General features: G+C 55.9%; 22 protein-coding genes. 9 read left to right on the top strand and 13 right to left on the bottom strand.

The features are described from left to right. Positions 1-708: 708 nt before the first annotated feature. The 6 genes from NP77_RS12880 to spy all read left to right on the top strand — a co-directional run bounded on the left by NP77_RS12880 (position 709) and on the right by spy (position 7,597). Positions 709-1,929, top strand: a complete 1,221-nt coding sequence (locus NP77_RS12880; protein WP_003848361.1) for an aspartate aminotransferase family protein — start codon at positions 709-711, stop codon at positions 1,927-1,929. Further along, positions 1,926-2,957, top strand: a complete 1,032-nt coding sequence (gene astA, locus NP77_RS12875) for an arginine N-succinyltransferase (protein WP_008926171.1) — start codon at positions 1,926-1,928, stop codon at positions 2,955-2,957. The genes NP77_RS12880 and astA overlap by 4 nt, the downstream gene beginning before the upstream one ends. Further along, entirely contained in the window at positions 2,954-4,423 is a 1,470-nt protein-coding gene (gene astD / locus NP77_RS12870) for a succinylglutamate-semialdehyde dehydrogenase (RefSeq protein WP_039660379.1), read from the top strand. Before astA ends, astD begins: the two co-directional genes overlap by 4 nt. Continuing rightward, positions 4,420-5,748 (top strand): N-succinylarginine dihydrolase, encoded by a 1,329-nt coding sequence (gene astB, locus NP77_RS12865; protein ID WP_003848358.1) that lies wholly within the window; start codon positions 4,420-4,422, stop codon positions 5,746-5,748. The genes astD and astB overlap by 4 nt, the downstream gene beginning before the upstream one ends. Before the next feature lie 50 nt (positions 5,749-5,798). Continuing rightward, entirely contained in the window at positions 5,799-6,794 is a 996-nt protein-coding gene (astE, locus tag NP77_RS12860) for a succinylglutamate desuccinylase (RefSeq protein WP_003848357.1), read from the top strand. Between the two features lie 308 nt (positions 6,795-7,102). Continuing rightward, on the top strand, positions 7,103-7,597 hold the full coding sequence (gene spy / locus NP77_RS12855; RefSeq protein ID WP_003848356.1) for an ATP-independent periplasmic protein-refolding chaperone Spy: 495 nt from the start codon (positions 7,103-7,105) through the stop codon (positions 7,595-7,597). Positions 7,598-7,671: 74 nt separating this feature from the next. Here the strand turns inward: spy and cho are convergent, their stop codons facing one another. The 5 genes from cho to NP77_RS23460 form a co-directional block, all read right to left on the bottom strand. Further along, the gene (gene cho / locus NP77_RS12850; RefSeq protein ID WP_039660501.1) at positions 7,672-8,532 is read right to left on the bottom strand and encodes an excinuclease Cho; all 861 of its coding nucleotides are present in this window, start codon (positions 8,530-8,532) and stop codon (positions 7,672-7,674) included. Positions 8,533-8,598: 66 nt separating this feature from the next. Further along, entirely contained in the window at positions 8,599-9,489 is an 891-nt protein-coding gene (yddG, locus tag NP77_RS12845; RefSeq protein ID WP_039660378.1) for an aromatic amino acid DMT transporter YddG, read from the bottom strand. A 60-nt stretch (positions 9,490-9,549) separates the two neighbouring features. Further along, a complete protein-coding gene (gene nadE / locus NP77_RS12840; RefSeq protein WP_008926176.1) occupies positions 9,550-10,374 on the bottom strand; it encodes an ammonia-dependent NAD(+) synthetase in 825 nt (274 codons plus the stop codon). 133 nt (positions 10,375-10,507) lie between these two features. Further along, on the bottom strand, positions 10,508-11,695 hold the full coding sequence (locus NP77_RS12835) for a multidrug effflux MFS transporter (RefSeq protein WP_003848351.1): 1,188 nt from the start codon (positions 11,693-11,695) through the stop codon (positions 10,508-10,510). 75 nt (positions 11,696-11,770) lie between these two features. Continuing rightward, complete coding sequence (locus NP77_RS23460) at positions 11,771-11,944, bottom strand: hypothetical protein (RefSeq protein WP_008926177.1); 174 nt, start codon at positions 11,942-11,944, stop codon at positions 11,771-11,773. 49 nt (positions 11,945-11,993) lie between these two features. On the opposite strand from NP77_RS23460, the gene osmE reads away from it, so the two are divergent. After that, positions 11,994-12,329, top strand: coding sequence for an osmotically-inducible lipoprotein OsmE (gene osmE / locus NP77_RS12830; RefSeq protein ID WP_003848350.1), 336 nt, complete (start codon positions 11,994-11,996; stop codon positions 12,327-12,329). Between the two features lie 65 nt (positions 12,330-12,394). Here the strand turns inward: osmE and NP77_RS12825 are convergent, their stop codons facing one another. The 6 genes from NP77_RS12825 to hxpB form a co-directional block, all read right to left on the bottom strand. Next, positions 12,395-12,802 (bottom strand): DUF6515 family protein, encoded by a 408-nt coding sequence (locus NP77_RS12825; protein ID WP_039660377.1) that lies wholly within the window; start codon positions 12,800-12,802, stop codon positions 12,395-12,397. A gap of 188 nt (positions 12,803-12,990) precedes the next feature. Continuing rightward, positions 12,991-14,382: an L-cystine transporter gene (locus tag NP77_RS12820; RefSeq protein ID WP_003848346.1), complete on the bottom strand. Its 1,392-nt coding sequence runs from the start codon at positions 14,380-14,382 to the stop codon at positions 12,991-12,993. Positions 14,383-14,533: 151 nt separating this feature from the next. Next, positions 14,534-15,124 carry a metal-dependent hydrolase gene (locus NP77_RS12815; protein WP_003848345.1) on the bottom strand — a complete coding sequence of 197 codons (591 nt, stop codon included), beginning with the start codon at positions 15,122-15,124 and terminating at the stop codon, positions 14,534-14,536. A gap of 140 nt (positions 15,125-15,264) precedes the next feature. After that, on the bottom strand, positions 15,265-16,026 hold the full coding sequence (kduD, locus tag NP77_RS12810; RefSeq protein ID WP_003848343.1) for a 2-dehydro-3-deoxy-D-gluconate 5-dehydrogenase KduD: 762 nt from the start codon (positions 16,024-16,026) through the stop codon (positions 15,265-15,267). 16 nt (positions 16,027-16,042) lie between these two features. After that, positions 16,043-16,879: a 5-dehydro-4-deoxy-D-glucuronate isomerase gene (kduI, locus tag NP77_RS12805; protein ID WP_008926179.1), complete on the bottom strand. Its 837-nt coding sequence runs from the start codon at positions 16,877-16,879 to the stop codon at positions 16,043-16,045. 174 nt (positions 16,880-17,053) lie between these two features. Further along, on the bottom strand, positions 17,054-17,722 hold the full coding sequence (gene hxpB, locus NP77_RS12800) for a hexitol phosphatase HxpB (protein ID WP_003848339.1): 669 nt from the start codon (positions 17,720-17,722) through the stop codon (positions 17,054-17,056). Positions 17,723-17,867: 145 nt separating this feature from the next. On the opposite strand from hxpB, the gene NP77_RS12795 reads away from it, so the two are divergent. Beyond that, positions 17,868-18,404 carry a YniB family protein gene (locus NP77_RS12795; RefSeq protein ID WP_003848337.1) on the top strand — a complete coding sequence of 179 codons (537 nt, stop codon included), beginning with the start codon at positions 17,868-17,870 and terminating at the stop codon, positions 18,402-18,404. A gap of 12 nt (positions 18,405-18,416) precedes the next feature. Here NP77_RS12795 and NP77_RS12790 read toward each other — a convergent pair whose 3' ends face one another. Both NP77_RS12790 and ghoS read right to left on the bottom strand, forming a co-directional pair. Next, on the bottom strand, positions 18,417-19,310 hold the full coding sequence (locus NP77_RS12790; RefSeq protein ID WP_008926180.1) for a fructosamine kinase family protein: 894 nt from the start codon (positions 19,308-19,310) through the stop codon (positions 18,417-18,419). A 78-nt stretch (positions 19,311-19,388) separates the two neighbouring features. Further along, positions 19,389-19,709, bottom strand: coding sequence for a type V toxin-antitoxin system endoribonuclease antitoxin GhoS (ghoS, locus tag NP77_RS12785; RefSeq protein ID WP_003848334.1), 321 nt, complete (start codon positions 19,707-19,709; stop codon positions 19,389-19,391). A 351-nt stretch (positions 19,710-20,060) separates the two neighbouring features. Between ghoS and NP77_RS12780 the strand changes: the two genes are divergently transcribed. Next, complete coding sequence (locus NP77_RS12780; protein ID WP_003848331.1) at positions 20,061-20,822, top strand: YdiY family protein; 762 nt, start codon at positions 20,061-20,063, stop codon at positions 20,820-20,822. Positions 20,823-20,842: the final 20 nt, after the last annotated feature.

Genomic DNA, 20,842 nt, shown 5'->3' with positions numbered 1-20,842 from the left:
TCATGGGTTTGATTTGTTCCAGGGTGACATTAACAAATCCCGTCTGTTCATTTTTAAATCAACGCGTTCAATGCATTAATTATGAGTAACAGGTGTAGAAGAATAAAATTGTAATGTTTTTATTCTAACCATTAGCGTGCATATTAATATCTGAACATATTTTAATGAATAATATTTTTATTCCATATAATCACGCCAGAAATAATCTTTCCAGTCACTGATCAAATTATCGTCTGGTTGCTGATTAATTAATCAGGTTCAGATGCACGGATCTCTGCGTCAGTCGCGATAAATGAAATTATTTTGTTAAATCTAAACGATCAGCGTCTTTTGGAAGGATTACTCATCGATCCCGCGCTGCACCAGTGTGAGGCAAACCGCGCTAAAACAGGGCGCCGGCGGGGGTTTTCTGGAGAGATAATTTATCAGCGATCACAAAAGCGATATTTCATCCCGTGAATGCATAATTCCGCTGTTTAAAACCCGGCTATGCCGCTGCAATCAGACAATTATTCACTATATATGCAAATTAAGTGAATATTGATTGGTTGTAAGTTATTGATATTACGTTGTGAAGACCATTTTATGCATTAATTCTCTGGCTGGCACGTTAACTGCACTCTACAGTAGGGCAGCATTACAACATCTTTTAACAATTTTAAAACATAAGCTTTACCCAGCCGGTAAAGTCACGCAGGAGAATGGGTTATGGCACTGCACGTTTCACGTCACGATTTCGATCAATGGATGATGCCGGTTTATGCACCTGCGACCTTTATACCGGTTCGCGCGGAAGGCTCCACCGTCTGGGATCAAAACGGCAAGGATTATATCGACTTTGCTGGTGGCATTGCCGTCAATGCGTTAGGACATGCGCATCCGGCTTTACAACAGGCGTTGCAGGACCAGGCCGCACGGTTATGGCACACCGGGAATGGCTACACCAACGAACCGATCCTGCGGCTGGCGAAACAGTTAATTGACGCCACTTTTGCTGACCGTGTGTTCTTCTGTAACTCCGGCGCGGAAGCGAACGAAGCAGCCCTGAAACTGGCGCGTAAAGTGGCGCATGACCGGGTCGGGCCGCATAAAAGTGGTATCGTGGCGTTCAAAAATGCGTTTCACGGACGCACCCTGTTTACTGTGTCAGCCGGAGGGCAGCCCGCTTACTCAAAAGATTTTGCACCGCTGCCGCCAGAGATTCAGCATGCGCCATTTAACGATCTGGCCGCTGCGGCTGAACTGATTAATGACCACACCTGCGCGGTGATTGTTGAACCGATTCAGGGTGAGGGCGGCGTGTTGCCTGCCGATCCGGCGTTTCTGCGCGGACTGCGTGAACTTTGTGATAAGCATCAGGCCGTGCTGATTTTTGATGAGGTGCAGAGCGGCGTTGGCCGCACCGGCTCGCTTTACGCCTACATGCATTATGGTGTCACGCCGGATGTACTCACCAGCGCTAAAGCGCTGGGCGGCGGCTTCCCGATTGGTGCGATGCTGACCCGCGAAGATCTCGCAATGGTGATGGGCGTTGGCACCCACGGCACCACTTATGGCGGCAATCCGCTGGCGGGTGCGGTGGCCGGTAAAGTGATGGAGCTGATCAATCAGCCTGAGATGATGACCGGTGTCACACAACGTCACGCGTGGATTGTTGCGGCACTGGATGAGATCAACCAGCGTCTGCATCTGTTTAAAGAAGTGCGCGGTCTGGGGCTGCTGATTGGTGCCGTACTGAGCGACAACTTTGCCGGTAAAGCCAAAGAGATCAACCTGGCCGCCGCTGAGATGGGCGTGATGGTGCTGATTGCCGGTGCCAACGTGGTGCGTTTTGCCCCGGCACTGAATATCAGTGAGCAGGAAGTGAAGCTGGGCATGGCTCGCTTTGCCGAGGTGTGTGAGCGTCTGGTCCGAGGGTCCGCATCATGATGGTAATCCGTCCCGTTGAACGCGATGACTTAAGTCAGCTGATGGCACTGGCCGGCAAAACCGGTGGCGGGCTGACCTCGCTGCCCGTCGATAGCGCAACGTTACAGGCGCGTATTGATCGATCGCTGCAGACCTGGGAGGGTACGCTGCCCCGCGCTGAACAGGGCTATGTCTTTGTGCTGGCGGACAGCGAAGATAACCGCGCCGTCGGCATCTGTGCCATTGAAGTGGCTGTCGGCCTGCAGGAGCCCTGGTATAACTTTCGTGTCGGCACGCAGGTGCATGCCTCAAAAGAACTGAATGTCTATGCCGCGCTGCCAACCCTGTCACTGAGTAACGATCACACTGGCAGCAGTGAACTCTGCACGCTATTTCTCGATCCCGATTACCGTGACGGCAAAAATGGCTACCTGTTGTCGAAATCCCGCTTCCTCTTTATGGCTAATTTCCGTGAGCACTTCACGAATCGGGTTGTAGCTGAGATGCGTGGCGTCAGCGATGAGCAGGGGCATTCGCCATTCTGGGAGAGCGTGGGCAGCCGCTTCTTCTCAATGGAATTCAGCAAAGCCGATTTCCTCAGCGGCACCGGCCAGAAATCCTTTATTGCTGAGCTGATGCCGAAGCATCCGCTCTATATTGATTACCTGACGCCAGAGGCGCAGGCGGTCATCGGACAGGTGCATCCACAAACGGCACCTGCCCGTGCCGTGCTGGAGGCGGAGGGCTTCCGCTACCTTAACTATGTCGACATTTTTGATGGCGGCCCGACGCTGGAGTGCGATATCGACCACATCCGCGCCGTGCGTAAAAGTCGTCTGCGCAGCGCTGAACGGGGTGAAAATCCGGCGGATGCGCCACTCTGTCTGGTTGCCAATAACAATTACCGCCAGTTCCGTGTGGTGCTGATCCCGGCCCATGCCGACAGCGACAGCGTGCAACTGACGGATGAACAGATGCGGGCGCTCCACTGTCAGCCGGGCGACAGCCTGCGCGTAGTGACGCTCTGCAAAGAGGAGAAAACAGCATGACGCACCTGATAAAGGGAGAATGGGTAGACGGTGACGCGGAGGTCCTGACGAAAGCGGATCCGGTCAGCGGCGAGACGTTATGGCAGGGCAAGGCGGCATCAGTCGCACAGGTCACGGCAGCCTGTGACGCGGCGCGCGCTGCCTTTCCGGGCTGGGCCAGACGCCCGCTGGCGGAACGGCAGGCGATTATTGAGAAATTTGCGGACGGGCTTGAGGCTCACAAAACAGACCTGGCAGAAACCATTGCCCGTGAAACCGGCAAGCCACGCTGGGAAGCACTGACCGAAGTCGGTGCGATGATCAACAAAATTGGCTTTTCGGTGAAGGCGTACCATAGCCGCACCGGTGAGCAGCATGAGGGCGAAAGCTCGCTGCGCCATCGTCCGCACGGCGTGCTGGCGGTATTTGGCCCTTACAACTTCCCCGGCCATCTGCCAAACGGTCATATTGTTCCGGCGCTGCTGGCGGGCAACTGCGTGGTCTTTAAACCCAGTGAACTGACGCCGCTGACCGCCGAAAAAACGGTTGAGATCTGGCTGGCTGCGGGTTTGCCTGCAGGTGTACTGGCGCTGTTACAGGGTGGTCGGGAGACCGGTCAGGCGCTGGCAACCTGCAGCCAGATCGATGGCCTGCTGTTTACCGGCAGCGCCCATACCGGCTATCAGCTGCATCGCCAGTTTGCCGGTCAGCCTGAGAAGATGCTGGCGCTGGAAATGGGCGGGAACAACGCCCTGATAGTGGAAGATCCGGCTGACCTGGATGCCGCCGTCAATATTACCGTGCAGTCAGCCTTTATTACTGCGGGTCAGCGCTGCACCTGCGCCCGGCGTCTGCTGGTTAAACGTGGTGATGCGGGCGATGCCTTTCTGCAGCGGCTGACAGAGGTGGCGGGGCGACTGCAGCCGGCCGCCTGGAATGCTGAACCGCAACCCTTTATGGGAAGCGTGATCTCTACCGGCGCGGCAGAGAAGATTATAGGTGAGTGGCAACGGCGGGTTGATGCGGGTGGCGAGGTGCTGCTGGCGATGCGCTGGCCGGATCGTCACAGTGCCATTCTTACACCGGGCATTATCGATTTAACCGGTGTGCAGGGCATTCCGGATGAAGAGGTCTTTGGCCCGCTGCTCGGCGTAATCCGCTATGACACCTTTGACGAGGCGATAGCACTGGCGAACCAGACCCGTTACGGCCTGTCGTGTGGTTTAATCTCGCCTTCACGTCAGCAGTTCGATCAGCTGCTGCTGGAAGCCCGTGCCGGTATCGTCAACTGGAACAAACCGCTGACCGGCGCAGCCAGCACCGCGCCATTTGGTGGCATCGGCGCTTCGGGCAACCATCGCGCCAGTGCCTGGTATGCGGCTGATTACTGTGCCTGGCCAATGGCCTCACTGGAGACGCCGGACCTGACGCTGCCCGCCACATTGTCGCCGGGACTCGATTTCTCCGCGCCGGAGAAGCGCTCATGAAGGCAACCGAAGCCAACTTTGATGGGCTGGTAGGATTAACGCACCACTATGCCGGGCTCTCTTTTGGGAACGAAGCCTCGACCCGCAACCAGCTGCAGCCGTCGAATCCCCGTCTGGCGGCAAAGCAGGGGTTGCTGAAGATGAAAGCGCTGGCTGATATGGGCTACGTGCAGGGCGTGATCCCGCCGCACGAGCGACCCAACATTGCGGTGCTGCGTCAGCTCGGCTTTAGCGGCAGTGATGAGCAGGTGCTGGCGTCAGCCGGGAAAACCGCGCCGGGATTACTCTCCGCCGCCAGCTCCGCGTCGGCGATGTGGGTCGCTAATGCCGCTACGGTTTCGCCGTCCGCAGACAGTCTGGATGGCCGGGTTCACCTGACGGTGGCGAACCTGAACAACAAGTTTCATCGGGCGATAGAAGCGCCAGAAACCGCCTGGCTGCTGCGTTCCATCTTCCGCGACGATCGCCATTTTGCCGTGCACGATGCGCTGCCGCAGGTGGCGATGTTTGGTGATGAAGGGGCGGCTAACCACAACCGTCTCGGCGGTGCCTATGGCGAGCGCGGCGTGCAGCTGTTTGTGTATGGCCGCGACAGCAGCCACGAAGGCAAAGCGCCGCAGCGCTATCCGGCGCGGCAAACCCGTGAGGCCAGCGAGGCGATTGCCCGCCTTCATCAGCTCTCACCCGAAAGCGTACTGTTCGCCCAACAGAATCCTGCGGTGATCGATCAGGGCGTATTTCATAATGATGTGATTGCGGTCAGTAACCAGCAGATGCTGTTCTGTCATCAGCACGCCTTTGTTGATCAGCCTGAACTGCTCGCGCAGCTTCGGGCGCGCATCCCCGGCTTTGTCGCTCTGGAAGTGCCGGCAGACCGTGTCTCGGTGAAAGATGCGGTAGAGACTTATCTGTTTAACAGCCAGCTGCTGAGCCGTCCCGACGGCACGATGATGCTGGTATTGCCGGAAGAGTCACGCCAGCATCCGGGTGTGTGGCGCTATCTGTGTGAACAGGTCGAGGCGGATACACCACTGAAATCACTGAAGGTGTTTGATCTACGCGAAAGCATGTATAACGGAGGGGGGCCAGCCTGCCTGCGTTTGCGGGTCGTGCTGACGCCAGAGGAGCAGCAGGCAGTAAATCCGGCGGTGCTGATGAACGATAACCTCTTCAGCACACTGAATAGCTGGGTTGACCGTCATTACCGTGATCGCCTGACCCAGGCCGATCTGGTCGACCCACAGTTGCTGCGTGAGGGACGTGACGCGCTGGATGAACTGACGAAGCTGCTAGACTTAGGAAATGTTTACGCATTTCAGCAGTGAAGCAGGAGGCAGCACAGTCTGCCGTCTGCTCAGGGCGCAAAGGAGGAATGATGCAGGACTTTTTACAGCAAACGCTTTCCGGCGAGGTGCCGCGTAAGCGTAGTGGTGAAACGGCGCATCTTCGCTGGCAGTGGTTGTATCACGGCATACTGTTGATGGAGCCGACGGTGCCGGTTAAACAGGCGCTGGTGCTCTCTGCCGGGATCCACGGCAATGAAACGGCCCCGGTAGAAATCGTAAACCAGCTGGTTAACCCGCTGCTGCGAGGCGAAAAGCCGTTACAGCAGCGCATGCTGGTCATTCTGGGTAATCCCTCAGCGCTACGCGCCGGTAAGCGCTATGTGCGTTATGACATCAACCGGCTATTTGGCGGACGCTGGCAGCAGATTGATGATGGTGATGAGGCCCGCCGCGTGTTGCGGCTGGAGCAGGCGCTGGAAACCTTCTGGCAGTTGGGTGAGTGCGATGAGACGCGCTGGCACCTCGACATGCACACCGCCATTCGCGGCTCTTATCACCCTCAGTTCGGGGTGATGCCGCATAACGAGCGTCCCTGGCCGCCTGCATTTTTGGACTGGCTGGCCGCTGCCGGGCTGGAAGCGCTGGTGTTTCATCGCTCGCCAGGCGGTACCTTCACGCATTTCAGCTGCGAGCACTTCGGTGCGGCCAGCTGCACGCTTGAACTGGGCAAGGCGCTGCCGTTTGGCGAGAACGATCTCAGCCAGTTCAGCGCGGCGCAGCAGGCGCTGGCTTCTCTGCTCTATGGCGAAGCGATGCCTGTCGCGAGGGTGAAACCGCGTCACTATCGGGTTGCGCAGCAGATCACCCGACTGAGTGAGCACTTTACGCTGCATATGTCGCCGGAAACGCTGAACTTTACCGCGTTTCCTCAAGGGACGTTGCTGGCGGAAGATGGTAATACGCGCTATTACGTGCAGCAGGCGCGGGAATATGTGCTGTTCCCCAATCCCAACGTGGCCGCCGGGCTGCGTGCCGGACTGATGCTGATTGAAGAGGGTGAACAGACTCAGGCGCTGCCGGTGTGATAACCGTTCTTACTGTTGCAGTTCATCGGCGCTAAAAAAATCGACAGGAAAGCGGGAGATCGCCTTCCGCTTTCCAGTCGTAACCATTACACTCCTCCATGATTTCTGCCAAATTCGCTTTAAATTCATAAACTTTTTCAATTCCTCACGCCTTTCTTCTTATTCTCTTCATGATTGCCCGTTTTTTATCTTTTATGCTTTCACGGCTTTACTCAGGCTCTGAGTAGTTGACGTTCAGCGTCGTATGCTTGTTTCCGAAGACGCGACAGAGTGCTGTCGTCATTATCATGAATTATAAGGACACTATTATGCGCAAACTGACTTCCCTTTTACTGGCTTCTTCGCTGGCGTTTGGTGCAGCCAGCGCCGTCCATGCAGCAGCAGATAACCTGACTCCACCGCCAGCGGGCAGCGAAAAGGCGATGCACAAACCGCCAATGCGCCACGGCATGGAGATGATGTTTAAAGGTCTGAACCTGACCGACGCGCAGAAAACCCAGATGCGCGACATCATGAAAGAGAGCCACAAAGAGATGAAACGTCCGTCACTGGACGAGCGTCGCGCGGCTCACAGCATTATTGCGTCTGACAGCTTTGACCAGAGCAAAGCCGAAGCGCAGGCAGAGAAGATGTCCGCCAACGCGAAAGAGCATGCGCTGAAGATGCTGGAAACTCAGAACAAGCTCTATAACGTGCTGACGCCGGAGCAGAAGAAACAGTACAACGCGAACTTTGAAAAGCGTCTGACTGAGAAAGCCCCGCACGACGGCAAAATGGCGCCCCCAGCAGAACCGGCTGAATAATATTCGTTAAGCGAACGGTCTGAGACCGCCGACGCTGTCCACTGAACGTGAGTGGGCAGCGTCGGCGGTTTTTTTTATAGCGGAAGAATAGGGTAGACACCCGACAGAATCGGGCGGCAGAGGATTTTATAGCCGTCGTGATCAAAACCGCCTTTGGGCCGCTGGAGTTTTCTGGCCTCATCCATGCTGCTCACCGAACCGAGATAGAACCAGTGATCGATAACATGGATCTGCGTCATCTCTTTGCCTTCCTCCACCAGACCTACGGCACCCTGCCACGGCCAGCAGAAAACCCGCACATTTTCCAGTGCCTCCAGCAGCCGATCCTGATGGTCGCTGACCGGCTCTTTACCGCAACAGGCTCCGGCGCAACGACGCAGAGCCGAGCGGAAGCAGCCGCGTCCCGCACTCAGCGCTTCCAGACCCAGCAGCCCATGACAGAGCTGATACTCATCCGCCAGTTGCTTGAGCCGTTCCAGCGCCGCAAAGCGGCTGCGATAAAGTCCAAACAGGTTGGGTGACTGACTGAAATCGAGATCTTTTGCGTAAACCACATTCGGTTTGCCGTCGGTAATCTGCAGCGAACAGAGCTGGCGATTTTTGCGCAGTCGCTTATTGAACAGCGGCTGCTGGGTTTTGATCATCTGCGCTTCCAGCAGCAGCGCACCGAGATCGCCTGCTGTGGGGATCCAGCTTACGCGCCGTGACTGGCGCAGCATTTTCGCCTCGTCCGGCGTGCGGAAATGGGACATCACTCGCGAACGCAGATTGACACTTTTACCGATATAAAGCGGCAGTGACTCACTTTCGCCATGAAAGGTGTAGACGCCAGGATGATTCGGCAGGCCTTCCAGCCATTCACGCAGGTGTTCGGGATATTGATAAATTGTATTCGCGTCGGGTTCGGGGCGAAGAATGGCAGCACGTCTGACCAAAATGGACTCCATTTACTGGTTGTCCATACAGCATAACAGGCAGGTGAAATGATCGCCAGCTGTCTGTTAAAGACGCCGTGTCGCCAGCCAGCAAATCAGCGAGCCCAGTGTAATCATCGCAACGCCCTGCCAGAAAGCCAGCGGCGGCGTCAGACCCAGCCACAGCGATCCCAGCAGAGCCGACAGCACTGGCGTGAAGTAGGACGCGGTGGCCAGCAGCGTCAGATTGCCCTGCTGAATCCCATGATTCCAGGCGGAATAGGCGATAGCAGTGGAGAGGCCGACAAACAGCACCTCCATTATCGGTATCAGATCGAACGTTAACGGCACAGGACGATCGCTGAAGGCATATTTCAGCCACAGCGCCAGTGCGGTCAGTATAAAAAACAGCGTGACGCCGTTCGAGCCGCGGGCAAAACGGCGGGTAAGGTTGTTGTAGACCGCCCATGTCAGGGCGGCGATAAAGGCGAGTGCATAGGCGACAGGGTTGCGCAGTATATTCTGCCACAGTAGCGCGGGCGAACTGCTGCCACTGCCTTTCATCACCCAGACGATCCCCAGCAGCGACAGCAGCAGCCCTGGCCAGAGCCAGACACGGAAGCGCTGCTGATTAAACGGAATCGCCAGCACGATGGTCAGGCAGGGCCAGAGATAATTGATCATTCCCAGCTCCAGCGACTGGGTGCGATCGCTGGCCAGCCCGATAGCCAGCGCCAGGCAGATCTCGTAACCGACAAAGAGGGCACCGCCCAGCCACAGGTAGAGCGCGGGCAGTGCGCCAGGTATGGGCAAACCGCGGGTCAGGCAAAGCAGGATCGCCGTGGTGGTGTAGATCAGCGCCGCGCCGCCAGTGGCACCGAAGGCTTCACTGACGCTGCGCAGCAGACCCACGGTGGTGCTCCAGAGCAAAATGGCGATAAGCCCGATGAGGGTAGCGCGCGAGACGGTGGGAGGCATGCAGCGTTCAACAAATTAAATGAGTGAAGCCTCCTTTGCCGGAGCAAAGGAGGCGCAGGATTACTTCCAGAAGTCGTCGAACACAGTGATCGGCGGACGACGTTTGTGCTCAGTTTTCAGATACCAGCCTTCGATAATACGGGCGTTGTCAGGATCGATGCTTTTGCCTTCCAGATAGTCATCAATCATCTCGTAGGTGACACCCAGCGCCACTTCATCCTGCAGGCCTGGACGATCATCTTCCAGATCGGCAGTCGGTTTCTTCAGATAAAGATGTTCCGGGCAGCCAAGATGCTTCAGCAGCTGTTTGCCCTGACGCTTATTCAGGCGGAAAAGGGGATTGATGTCAGTACCGCCATCGCCATATTTGGTGAAGAACCCGGTGACCGCTTCAGCGGCATGGTCGGTGCCGACCACCACCCCTTTGGTCATGCCGGCGATGCTGTATTGCGCCTTCATTCGCTCGCGCGCTTTTTCATTGCCGCGCACGAAATCAGACAACGTGATACCGGCATCTTTCAACGCGCGCTCACTGGCCAGCACGGACTCTTTGATGTTCACCGCCAGCGAACGGTCGGGCTGAATAAAGGCCAGCGCGTCCTGACAATCCTGCTCATCCGCCTGCACGCCATACGGCAGACGCACCGCAATAAAGGTGTAGTCGTTATCGCCGCTCTCCTGACGCAGCTCGCTGATCGCCGTTTGCGCCAGCTTGCCCGCAAGGGTTGAATCCTGACCGCCGCTAATCCCCAGCACCAGCGTTTTCAGTCCGCTGTGACGTTTCAGATAGGCTTTAAGAAAATCGACGCTGACACGCACTTCCTGGTCGGCGTCGATAACGGGCTTGACACCCAGTGCTTCAATAATTTCCTGCTGCAGTGACATGAACTTCTCCTCAGGTCAGTGGCCAGTCGGCTCGATGCGAACGTTTTAGTAAAGCTAACGTGCCGAAGCGAAAACAACAAGCTTAAGCGGCAACTGATTGCGGCTAAACGTTGCGAAATCAGTGAGTTTTTAATTACGACAGCGGTTTTTTCGCCAGCACGTTAAACATCAGAATCGCCATCATAAAGCAGCCAAAAATGGTGGCGCACATGCTCAGTACCGACGTGCCGCCAATGCCGGTGAGCGGCACGGTAATCGCACCCAGCGTGAACATGGTGACGCCAATGACTGCAGAGGCGCTGCCAGCACGGTGGCCCTGACTCTGCATCGCCAGTGACGAGGCAGTGGTAGCGATCACGCCGTTGCTGGCGATGGTAAAGAACAGCGCCAGCAGCAGCAGCGCTAACGGTGCGTGTAGTAGCGCGGCCAGCAGCAGCAGGCTAGAGGCGACAAAAGCCAGTGTCAGACCGCCTTTCAGCACCCGATATTCGCCCCACAACGGACAGAGGCGAGCGCTGGTCTGCGAAGCAATGATCAGGCCAAACCCGTTGGCCGCAAAGCAGAAGCTAAAGGCCTGGGGCGACAGGCCATAGAGTTGTTGCAGCACAAACGGCGAGGCACCGATATAGGCGAACATGCCGGACATCATAAAGCCCTGGGTCAGACAGAAGCCCATAAAGGGTCGATGGGTGACCACCTGACCGAGTGCCGCGTAGGCGGAGAAAATCGAGCCCTGGTTGCGGCGGGCTTCAGGCAGGGTTTCATGCAGCTTCCAGCGCGCCAGCAGGATCAGCAGAATGGCAATGCCGCCCAGTACCATGAAGATGCCGCGCCAGTCGACTATCGTCATCAGCACACCACCCAGTACCGGCGCGCCGACTGGAGCCAGACCGTTAACCAGCATCAGCAGCGCGAAGAAGCGCGTCAGCTCATGACCACTGTACATATCGCGTGCAATCGCCCGCGACAATACCGCGCCGCCCGCCCCCGCTAATCCTTCAAACAGCCGCGCCACCAGCAGTTGGTGGATGTCCTGCGCCAGCGCACAGCCGATTGAGGCGATAAACAGCAGTATCAGTGACAGGGTTAGCGGACGCAGGCGACCGAATTTGTCACTCATCGGGCCAAACAGCAGCTGCCCAAAGCCCAGGCCCAACAGACCGGCGGTCAGACTCAACTGCGCGGTCGCAGTTTCGGTGTGCAGATCCTGCGCCATTTGTGGCAGGGCTGGCAGATAAAGGTCGATACAGAGCGGGCCCAGTGCGGCCAGCAGGCCCAGTGTAATCGCATAAACCAGGCGGTCAGAGTGAGCAGGGGTCATTGTTCCTCGGGATAGTCAGCGATGGGTGAACAGAAGCGGGCATGACAAGCGAACAGCGTCCGAAGGGCGATAATCTCACCGCTCTGCGCGGATACCCATAAGGCAGAGGGTGTCTGAATCGGCGGGGCTATCCAAAACCTGTTTTGGCGGAAAGTATACGGCCGCATTGACAACAAAACAGCCTTCTTTACGAAATCCTGACATTTGATGCACCACTAATTGTTCCTCATAAACTTGATAAATCAGCATTTATGTTCCAGGCTTGTTTCCACATGGACAATAAATGAGGAACAACAAGATGAATAAAGTGATGGGATGTATCGCTGCGGCGCTGACACTGGCTGCACTGTCTGGTTGTACGACTTACGATCGTGCGGAAAGCTACGTGACTAAGCCAGTGGTAAAGGATGTTAAAAAGGGTATGACACGTGATCAGGTTCGTCAGATCGCGGGTGCACCTTCTACTGAAATCACCATGGTCCACGCGCGCGGCACCTGCCAGACTTATGTTCTGGGTCAGCGCGATGGTAAAGCACAGACTTATTTCGTGAGCTACAACGACACGGGCCGTGTGATGAACTACGGCTTCCAGAGCTGTGCGGAATATGATACCGACCCGCAGGTTCAGCAGTAAGTTTTCGTCTCTCTGAATAGTTAACGGCCCGTCATTTGACGGGCCGTTTTTCGTTGTGGCGCTGACTACAATCCTGCCGGGCGCGGCACCTCAACATAATCACCGTCTATCTGCCGCTGGTAGAAATGACCTGCCTGCACATAGAAGCGTTTGCCGTTAAAGTCGAGTACCCGCATCTCACTGCTGACCCGCGACTCTGCTGGCGGCTCTACCACCACATATTCATCGCCGTGGCGCTGATAGTAACTGCCATTGAGCAGGTAGTAGGTCAGTCCGCCGATCAGCACCGCCGTTGCGGCTTCAGGCAGAAAGCGAATCGGTCCAGGTCCGCCCCAGTGATGTCCGGGACCGACCCAGTGTGGATCCGGTCCGCCATGTCGACCCCATCCCGGGCCCCAGTCGCCAGGATGGGCGAAAGCCAGAGCGGGTGTCAGAAGCGTTAGCGTCAGAAGCGAGGCGATTATCTTTTTCATCAGGTGTTCTCCTCATAAGACTGGATGAAGAATTCGCCTTTTACCGGGCAAAGACAAGCACTAAAGCGCGGATTTTTCGCCTGTTTACCATGCTTAACGCTTTCTTAACGGCGTCGCCATCAATGGGAGAGATTATGGAGAAGAGAGACGGAAAAAACCTGGCGCGGGCGCGCCAGGTTTAAGGCAGATTAACGGTGCGCCAGCTCGGCGTTGTCGTCACTTTCCAGTACGCGTTTATCGGTCATGCCTAACCAGCGGCTGGTCAGGGAACCTGCGGTCATTGAACCGTTGACGTTCAGCGCTGTACGGCCCATATCAATCAGCGGCTCAATGGAGATCAGCAGCGCCACCAGGGTCACCGGCAGGCCCATCGCAGGCAGGACAATCAGTGCAGCAAACGTTGCACCTCCACCGACGCCGGCCACACCGGCTGAGCTCAGCGTGACTATCCCAACCAGCGTGGCAATCCACAGTGGATCAAACGGGTTAATCCCGACGGTTGGCGCAACCATCACGGCCAGCATGGTCGGATAAAGACCGGCACAGCCATTCTGGCCGATTGTGGCACCAAAGGATGCCGCGAAGCTGGCAATCGACTCCGGCACGCCAAGACGACGGGTCTGGGTTTCAACGCTCAGCGGAATGCTGGCTGCGCTGGAACGGCTGGTGAAGGCGAAGGTGATAACCGGCCACACTTTACGGAAGAAGCGCATTGGGTTGATACCATTAACCGACAGCAGCAGGGCGTGGACACCAAACATGATGGCCAGACCGAGGTATGAGGCGACCACAAAGCTGCCCAGTTTGATGATGTCCTGCAGGTTTGAACCGGCAACCACTTTAGTCATCAGCGCCAGCACACCATACGGCGTCAGCTTCATCACTAAACGCACCAGCTTCATCACCCACGACTGCAGCGTATCGATCGCCACCAGCACGCGCTGACCTTTCACTTCATCATCTTTAAGCAACTGCAGTGCAGCCACACCCAGGAACGCGGCAAAGATCACGACGCTGATGATTGAGGTCGGACTGGCGCCCGTCAGATCGGCAAACGGGTTTTTCGGGATAAAGGAGAGCACCAGCTGTGGCACGGTCAGGTCAGCCACTTTGCCGACATAGTTGCTCTGGATCGCACTGAGACGCGCGGTCTCCTGCACGCCCTGTACCAGACCTTCTGCGCTCAGACCAAACAGGCCGGTGACGAAGACGCCGACCAGTGCTGAGATGGCGGTGGTAAACAGCAGAACGCCGATGGTCAGCACGCTGATTTTTCCCAGCGAAGAGGCGTTATGCAGACGAGCGACCGCACTCAGAATGGAAACGAACACCAGCGGCATGACGACCATCTGCAGCAACTGGACATAGCCATTACCGACGATGTTAAACCAGCTAATCGACTCTTTAACCACTGCGCTGTTTTCGCCGTAGATCAACTGCAACACCAGGCCGAACAGTACGCCGATCACCAGACCGGTCAGCACTTTTTTCGACAGGCTCCAGTTATGACGGCTGAAGCGGGAGAGCAATACCAGCAGCACCACAAAGGCCACGATATTAAGCGTAAGAGGAAGGTCCATGCTGAAACTCCAGAGTAATGCGGCCTTCCGTCATGGGAAGGCCGCATAATGTTAATCACGAATTAAGACAGCAGGAATGGTAACAGCAGGTGCAGAGGGTGCCTTATATCCAAATGGCATTGTTTATAACCAAATGGCGTTTTGCGCGTTTTTATTGCGCAGTATGACTGGAAATTAATCGCCCGACGCCATTTTGTAGCGTATCGAACAGCTGAGATGGCCAGCCGTTTGCACCAAAAGATGGCATCCCTACCGGGAACCACAGCGCATAGCCTACCAGTCCCAGACACAATGCCCGCTCCAGCTGATTGCCCTTCTGGCTGCGCAGAATCGGCAGGCGGAAGCGCCAGCGGCAGGGCCACAGCAGCGGAACCCCGGCGGGCGTCAGCATATCGGCCACTATATGGCTCAGGTAGCCGAGCGTCAGACCCTGCAGCACATCCGGTGGAATCGGTGACGACTGAGGCAGGTTAATCTGAAAAAGCCATAAACCGGCGGCAATCGCCAGCAGACTGTGGGTAAATCCCCGATGGCCGAACGCCCGTGCAATAGGATGAGAGAGCCAGCTGAGTCGCTGTCCCAGCAGAGATTTAGGATGATCGATGTCGGGCAGCAGACAGGTCAGCAGGGCTGAGGGAACAAGATGCCACCAGTCGGCCTGTGCCAGCACGGGTGTCAGCTCAGCACGCTTGGCAAAAATAGCGCTGGCAATGGCAAAAATGATGTGGCCTTCGCCCGTCATGATAGAACCTGGTTACAAAGAAAACTGTCGATGCATCCAGTATAGGGATTTATCCAGTAAATGAGAACATGTGACGCTGTAACGAAGCGTGAATTTTATTAATAAAATGGACAGTGCCAGGACACTGCCCGTTGGGGAAATTAACGCGCCAGCCAGCCGCCATCGACGGCCAGGGTGTAGCCGTTGACATAATCAGACGCAGCAGAAGCCATGAAGACTATCGGGCCCATCATGTCATCAGGCACGCCCCAGCGTCCGGCCGGTATCCGGCCCAGGATCTCTTCGCTGCGGGACGCGTCATTTCTCAACTGCTCGGTATTGTTGGTCGCCATATAGCCGGGTGCGATGGCATTGACGTTAATGCCATGCTTTGCCCACTCGTTTGCCATGAGACGGGTCAGGCCCATCACGGCACTTTTCGAGGCGGTATAAGAGGGCACCCGAATTCCGCCCTGGAAGGAGAGCATGGACGCGATATTGATAATCTTGCCGCCGTGTCCCTGCGCGATAAATTGACGGGCAACCTGCTGAGACAGGAAAAACAGGCTCTTGCTATTGATATTCATCACGTCATCCCAGTCCTGCTCGCTGAAGTCCAGGGCGTCTTCCCGGCGAATAATACCGGCATTATTGACCAGAATGTCAATTTTACCTGCAGCGGCCAGCGCCTGCTCAACCACAGAGGCTACTACGCTGGTCTGCAACAGATCGGCCTGCACCGGCCAGAAGCGGCGACCCAGCGCCTCCACCTTGCTTTGGGTGTCATCCGGGCCGTTACGGTTAACGCCGACAATATCGCAGCCCGCCTGTGCCAGACCCAGCGCCATGCCCTGACCTAAACCGGTGTTGCAGCCGGTTACCATTGCCACTTTACCTTCCAGGCTAAACGTATTCAGTACCATAGTATTTCTCCTCTGCTTAGCGCAGTTCACTGATTTTGACGTGATCCATGTCATCAAAGACCTGATTCTCACCCACCATGCCCCAGATAAAGGTGTAACGCTGGGTACCGACACCGGCGTGAATTGACCAGCTGGGTGAGATCACCGCCTGCTCGTTATGTACCAGCAGATGACGGGTCTGCTGCGGTTGCCCCATCATGTGGAAGACGGCGCTCTCTTCGCTCATATCGAAGTAGAAATAGACTTCCATGCGACGTTCGTGGGTGTGGCAGGGCATGGTGTTCCACAGGCTGCCTTCATCCAGTTTGGTCAAGCCCATGGTGAGCTGACAGGTGGGCAGCACATCCGGCACGATGAATTTATGAATGGTTCGGCGGTTCGAGGTCGCGGCATCGCCCAGCGTGGCGGTAGCCGCCTCCTGCAGCGTGATTTTCCTGTCCGGGAAGGTGCTGTGTGCGGGTGCACTGTTGAAATAGAATTTGGCGGGCTGAGACGGATTCAGACTGCGGAACAGCAGGTTGCGGGCACCTTTGCCGATGTAAAGCGCCTCTTCGTGACCGATTTCCCACGCTTTACCGTCCACTTCCACACGCCCCGGTCCGCCAATATTGATCATGCCCAGCTCGCGGCGCTCGAGGAAATAGCTGACGCCCAGCTGTTTTCCCATTTCATCACCCATCGTCACGGGCGCGTTTACCGGCATGACGCCGCCAATGATGATGCGGTCGATGTGGCTGTAAGTCAGGGCGTAGTCATCGGCAGTGAAAATCGTTTCAATCAGGAACTCACGGCGCAACGCATCGGTGTCGAGTTGTTTAGCGTGATCGCTGTGAATGCTTTGACGAATGTCCATCTCAGGCCTCTCTGCAGGTCAGGTTTTTATGCCCCGAATGGGGACGCTTCGGGCATCTTAGGCAGAGTGGTACTGGAATTCAATAAAAATGAAACGTTGTTTTATTTTATTGCGAGTGAGATCAAGTGAGAAGATTGCCAGGCAAAAAAAAGCCCGCATCAGGCGGGCGGTTCTTCATCCCTGCAGATGCTGCAGGCTGAGCTGTGTCAGAGCATCCAGCCGGACATCCGCCAGCGCCCAGCGAGGGTCGTCACGGTGTTCAGCGGCGGGTACCACAATTGACCGCATACGCGCCGCTTTGGTGGCGATCATGCCGTTAAAGGAATCTTCCAGCGTGACACAGTTAAGCGGATCGATTGCCAGGCTGTCGGCTGCGTTGAGATAGACCTGCGGATGAGGCTTACTGTAGGGCAGGGCTTCTGCGGAAGAGAGCACATCGAAATAGTGGCGCAGATTGAACATCTCCAGCACCTGCTCAAGCATCCTGAGCGGTGAGGCTGAGGCAAGGCCGATTTTCAGTCCCTGTTCGCGGCACAGTTGCAGCGCCGTTTCCACGCCTGGCAGCAGGGGCCGCGTCTGATCCACCAGCGTCATCGCACGGGCAATAATACGGTCAGTAACCTCCTGCTGCGAAGGACCCTGCCAGGGCAGTGTTTCGTACCACATCCGTACAGTCTGATCGATGCGCAGACCCAGAGTGTCGGGCATTTCACTGCGACGTGACAGGTCAACATCCAGCGTTGAAAAGATATCCAGCTCAGCCTGATCCCACAGCGGCTCAGAATCGATCAGTAAACCATCCATATCAAACAGGGCGGCGAGGACAGGGCGGTGATACGGCATCAGAGTTCTCCTTATAAAGTCGGCTTTACCTTAACATCATTCTCTGCGGGCGCACTCTCTGCCCGATCGACCACGCTTTATTTGGGAAATTTCACCGTTGGCAGGTAGACTGACGGCAAATTGGATTCCAGGTTCAGGAGATATCATGACCTATCAACAGGCTGGCCGTATCGCCATCCTTAAGCGCGTGGCGGGCTGGGTGCTCTTTTTAGTGGCGCTGATGTCGACCATTATTTCTGTGCTGAGCTTTATGTTTAAGCACAGCGAAAAGCAGCCCGGCATTGATGCCGTTATGCTTGATTTCGTTCATGTCATTGTCGATATGCTGCGCTTCAATACGCCGTTCCTGAACGTTTTCTGGCATAACTCGCCGGTACCCGAATTTAACGGTCAGATGAACCTGGGCTTCTGGCTGATCTACATTCTGATTTTTGTCGGGCTGGCGCTGGAGTCGTCAGGCGCGCGGATGGGACGTCAGGCGCGTCACGTTAAAGAGGGCATTGAGGACCAGATGATTCTGGAACAGGCAAAGGGCCCGGAAGGGCGCACCCGTCAGCAACTGGAAGAGAAGGTGCGCGTCCCCCGCCACACCATCTTCCTGCAGATTTTCCCGCTTTATGTGCTGCCAGTGGTGATTGCGATAGCCGGTTATTTTGCACTGTCGCTGCTGGGTTTTATCTGACGGTAAACCTCGTCAGGCCGGCCTGGCCTGACTGTTGCCGAGTGCATCTTCATCCAGCAACTCGCCAATAGCGAACTGTGCATCGCCAGGCCAGTGCCCGCCAAACACGTTAGCCCGGTTCAGCAGATAGTAAAGCTGATAAACGGGCAGGCGCTGTGAAAACCCATCGGGTAACGGCCACACCGACTGATAACCGTCGTAAATCTGGCGGGGCAGGTCGGGGTACCAGCTTAGCATCGCTAAATCACATTCACGGTCACCCCAGTAGCAGGCGGGATCGAACAGCCAGGGGCCCTGGTCGCTGCTGGCGCAGTTAGCGGGCCAGAGATCGCCATGCAGCAGCGACGGTTGCGGATGATGGGACGCGAGCACCCGCTGCACGGAGGCGATAATCAACTCCGTATCGCCGTACTGAATGCCTTTTTCCGCCGCCAGCTGCAATTGCCAGCCAATGCGCTGTTCGGCAAAAAACACCGACCAGCGCCGCAGCCAGCTGTTAGGTTGTGGCGTGGTGGTAATATTATTGTCGAAATCCAGTCCGAACTGGGTCTGCTCGCTCCACTGGTGCAGGCGAGCCAGTTGCTGTCCCAACTGAAACGCGCTCTGTTCATCCAGCGGCTGTGGCCGGATATATTCCAGCAGCAGAAAGCTCTCCTCACGGTGATGACCCACACCATAGACTTTAGGCACCCGAACTGTGCCGGTGCGCGCCAGCAAGGCCAGCTGATCGGCTTCCCAGGTAAAAAGCGAAAGCATATCGCGGCTGTTACTTTTAACAAAGACGTCATGTTCACCGTAGCGGATATGCCAGGCAGGATGGATATCACCACCCGCAAGGGCGTGACGTTGAGTGATTTCGGCGTTGCCTAACTGCTCGCTTAACAGACGACTAATGGCTGACCACATTGGGCTATCCTCGTTATTCGCTGCGTAAGAACGATTGTATTGCCTAAATATTCACCAAAACGCGCACGATTGCACCTCTTATTCTGGCGCGGAGGTGGCGGGGCGAGAATCCGCCGTGTTGCGCAGATACTCTTCAACGGTCATGACAGTCACTTCAGGTTTCTGACCCAACGCGCTTTCACCGGCCGCCGTAACCTGTTGTCGCAGATCTTCAGCCTCCAGTGAACTGACAATGCCATAGCTGTTCGTTCCCAGCTCATGGGGGTGACCGTCGTTGTCAGTCAGCGTGGTGGTAAAACCGGCGGCGGTCATTGCGCTGGTCAGTTCCAGGATGTCACTCAATCCCGACTCCTGATAATGAAAGGTCACAATGTAGCGGGTTAAATCATTGCTGCTCATGCGGTACCTCCAGGGGAAAAGAAACTGAACTGAGCGTAGACCATGGCGAAAAATCAGGCGAATTATGAAGGAGATGCCGGGTATCGGACGTGACGCACAGCGTAAATCTGTGTAAGGAGCCAGGAGGATGATGAAAAATTCTTCTGCCGTTACGTCTGGCTTTTCATTTGTGCAGCACTATAATGCGCGACGTTAATAAGATGAGTCCCAATTAACAGGGGTTGTCAGGGCAATTCCAGGCATTTTGTGTAAGTTAATAATTTTTTACAAAACTTACCGTAAATTGCATTGAATGCCTGGCAAAACGCTTCAGACTCTCCGTTTTTTAAACAGTCGCACGGATCACATTTAATGAAAGCCTATAACAAGCTGTCTGCTGTTCTTTTGCTCTCCGCCGGAGCTTTTTGTCACCAGGCACTGGCCGATAACGCCGTATTTACATCAATGGATGACCCTTCTACCGCTAAAAAGCCATTTGAAGGTTCTGCTGCTGCGGGATACCTGGCGCAAACCGGTAACACGACCAGCTCATCCACAACGGCCCAGACCAATATGACCTGGTATCAGTCATCTATGGCATACAGCTTGTGGGGTAACGCAGCTAATACCTCTTCAAATGATGAGCGCTCTTCTGAGACCTACAACATTGGTGGTCGTTCACGTTACAACCTTAACTCGTATGACTACCTGTTTGGACAGGCGAGCTGGTTAAGCGATCGTTTCAACGGTTACGATTCACGCGACGTCCTGACTGCCGGTTACGGTCGTCAGATTCTGAATGGCCCGGTACACTCGCTGCGTGCGGAATTCGGTCCGGGCGTACGTTATGATGATTACCACGCCGGTGGCCATGAGACCAAGGCGCTGGGCTATGGCGCAGTCAGCTATCAGTGGCAGCTGACCGATACCACTAAATTCATTCAGGGTGTCTCCGTGCTGAGTACCTTCGGAGAAGACACCACGGTGAACTCCGAAACCGGTCTGCAGGTAGCGATCAACAGCCATTTCGCGCTGAAACTGGCTTACAACGTGAGCTGGAACAACCATCCGGCTGAATCTGCGCCGGATCGTACGGATACCAAAACCTCAATCATGCTCTCTTACGCCATGTAAGCGCATTTTTGCCTGGGGTG

It is taken from the genome of Pantoea sp. MBLJ3, from assembly GCF_000816655.1.
GTDB lineage: Bacteria > Pseudomonadota > Gammaproteobacteria > Enterobacterales > Enterobacteriaceae > Pantoea > Pantoea eucalypti.
The sequence above is the reverse complement of the archived record's forward strand: the minus strand, read 5'-3'. Positions and strand labels throughout refer to the sequence as shown.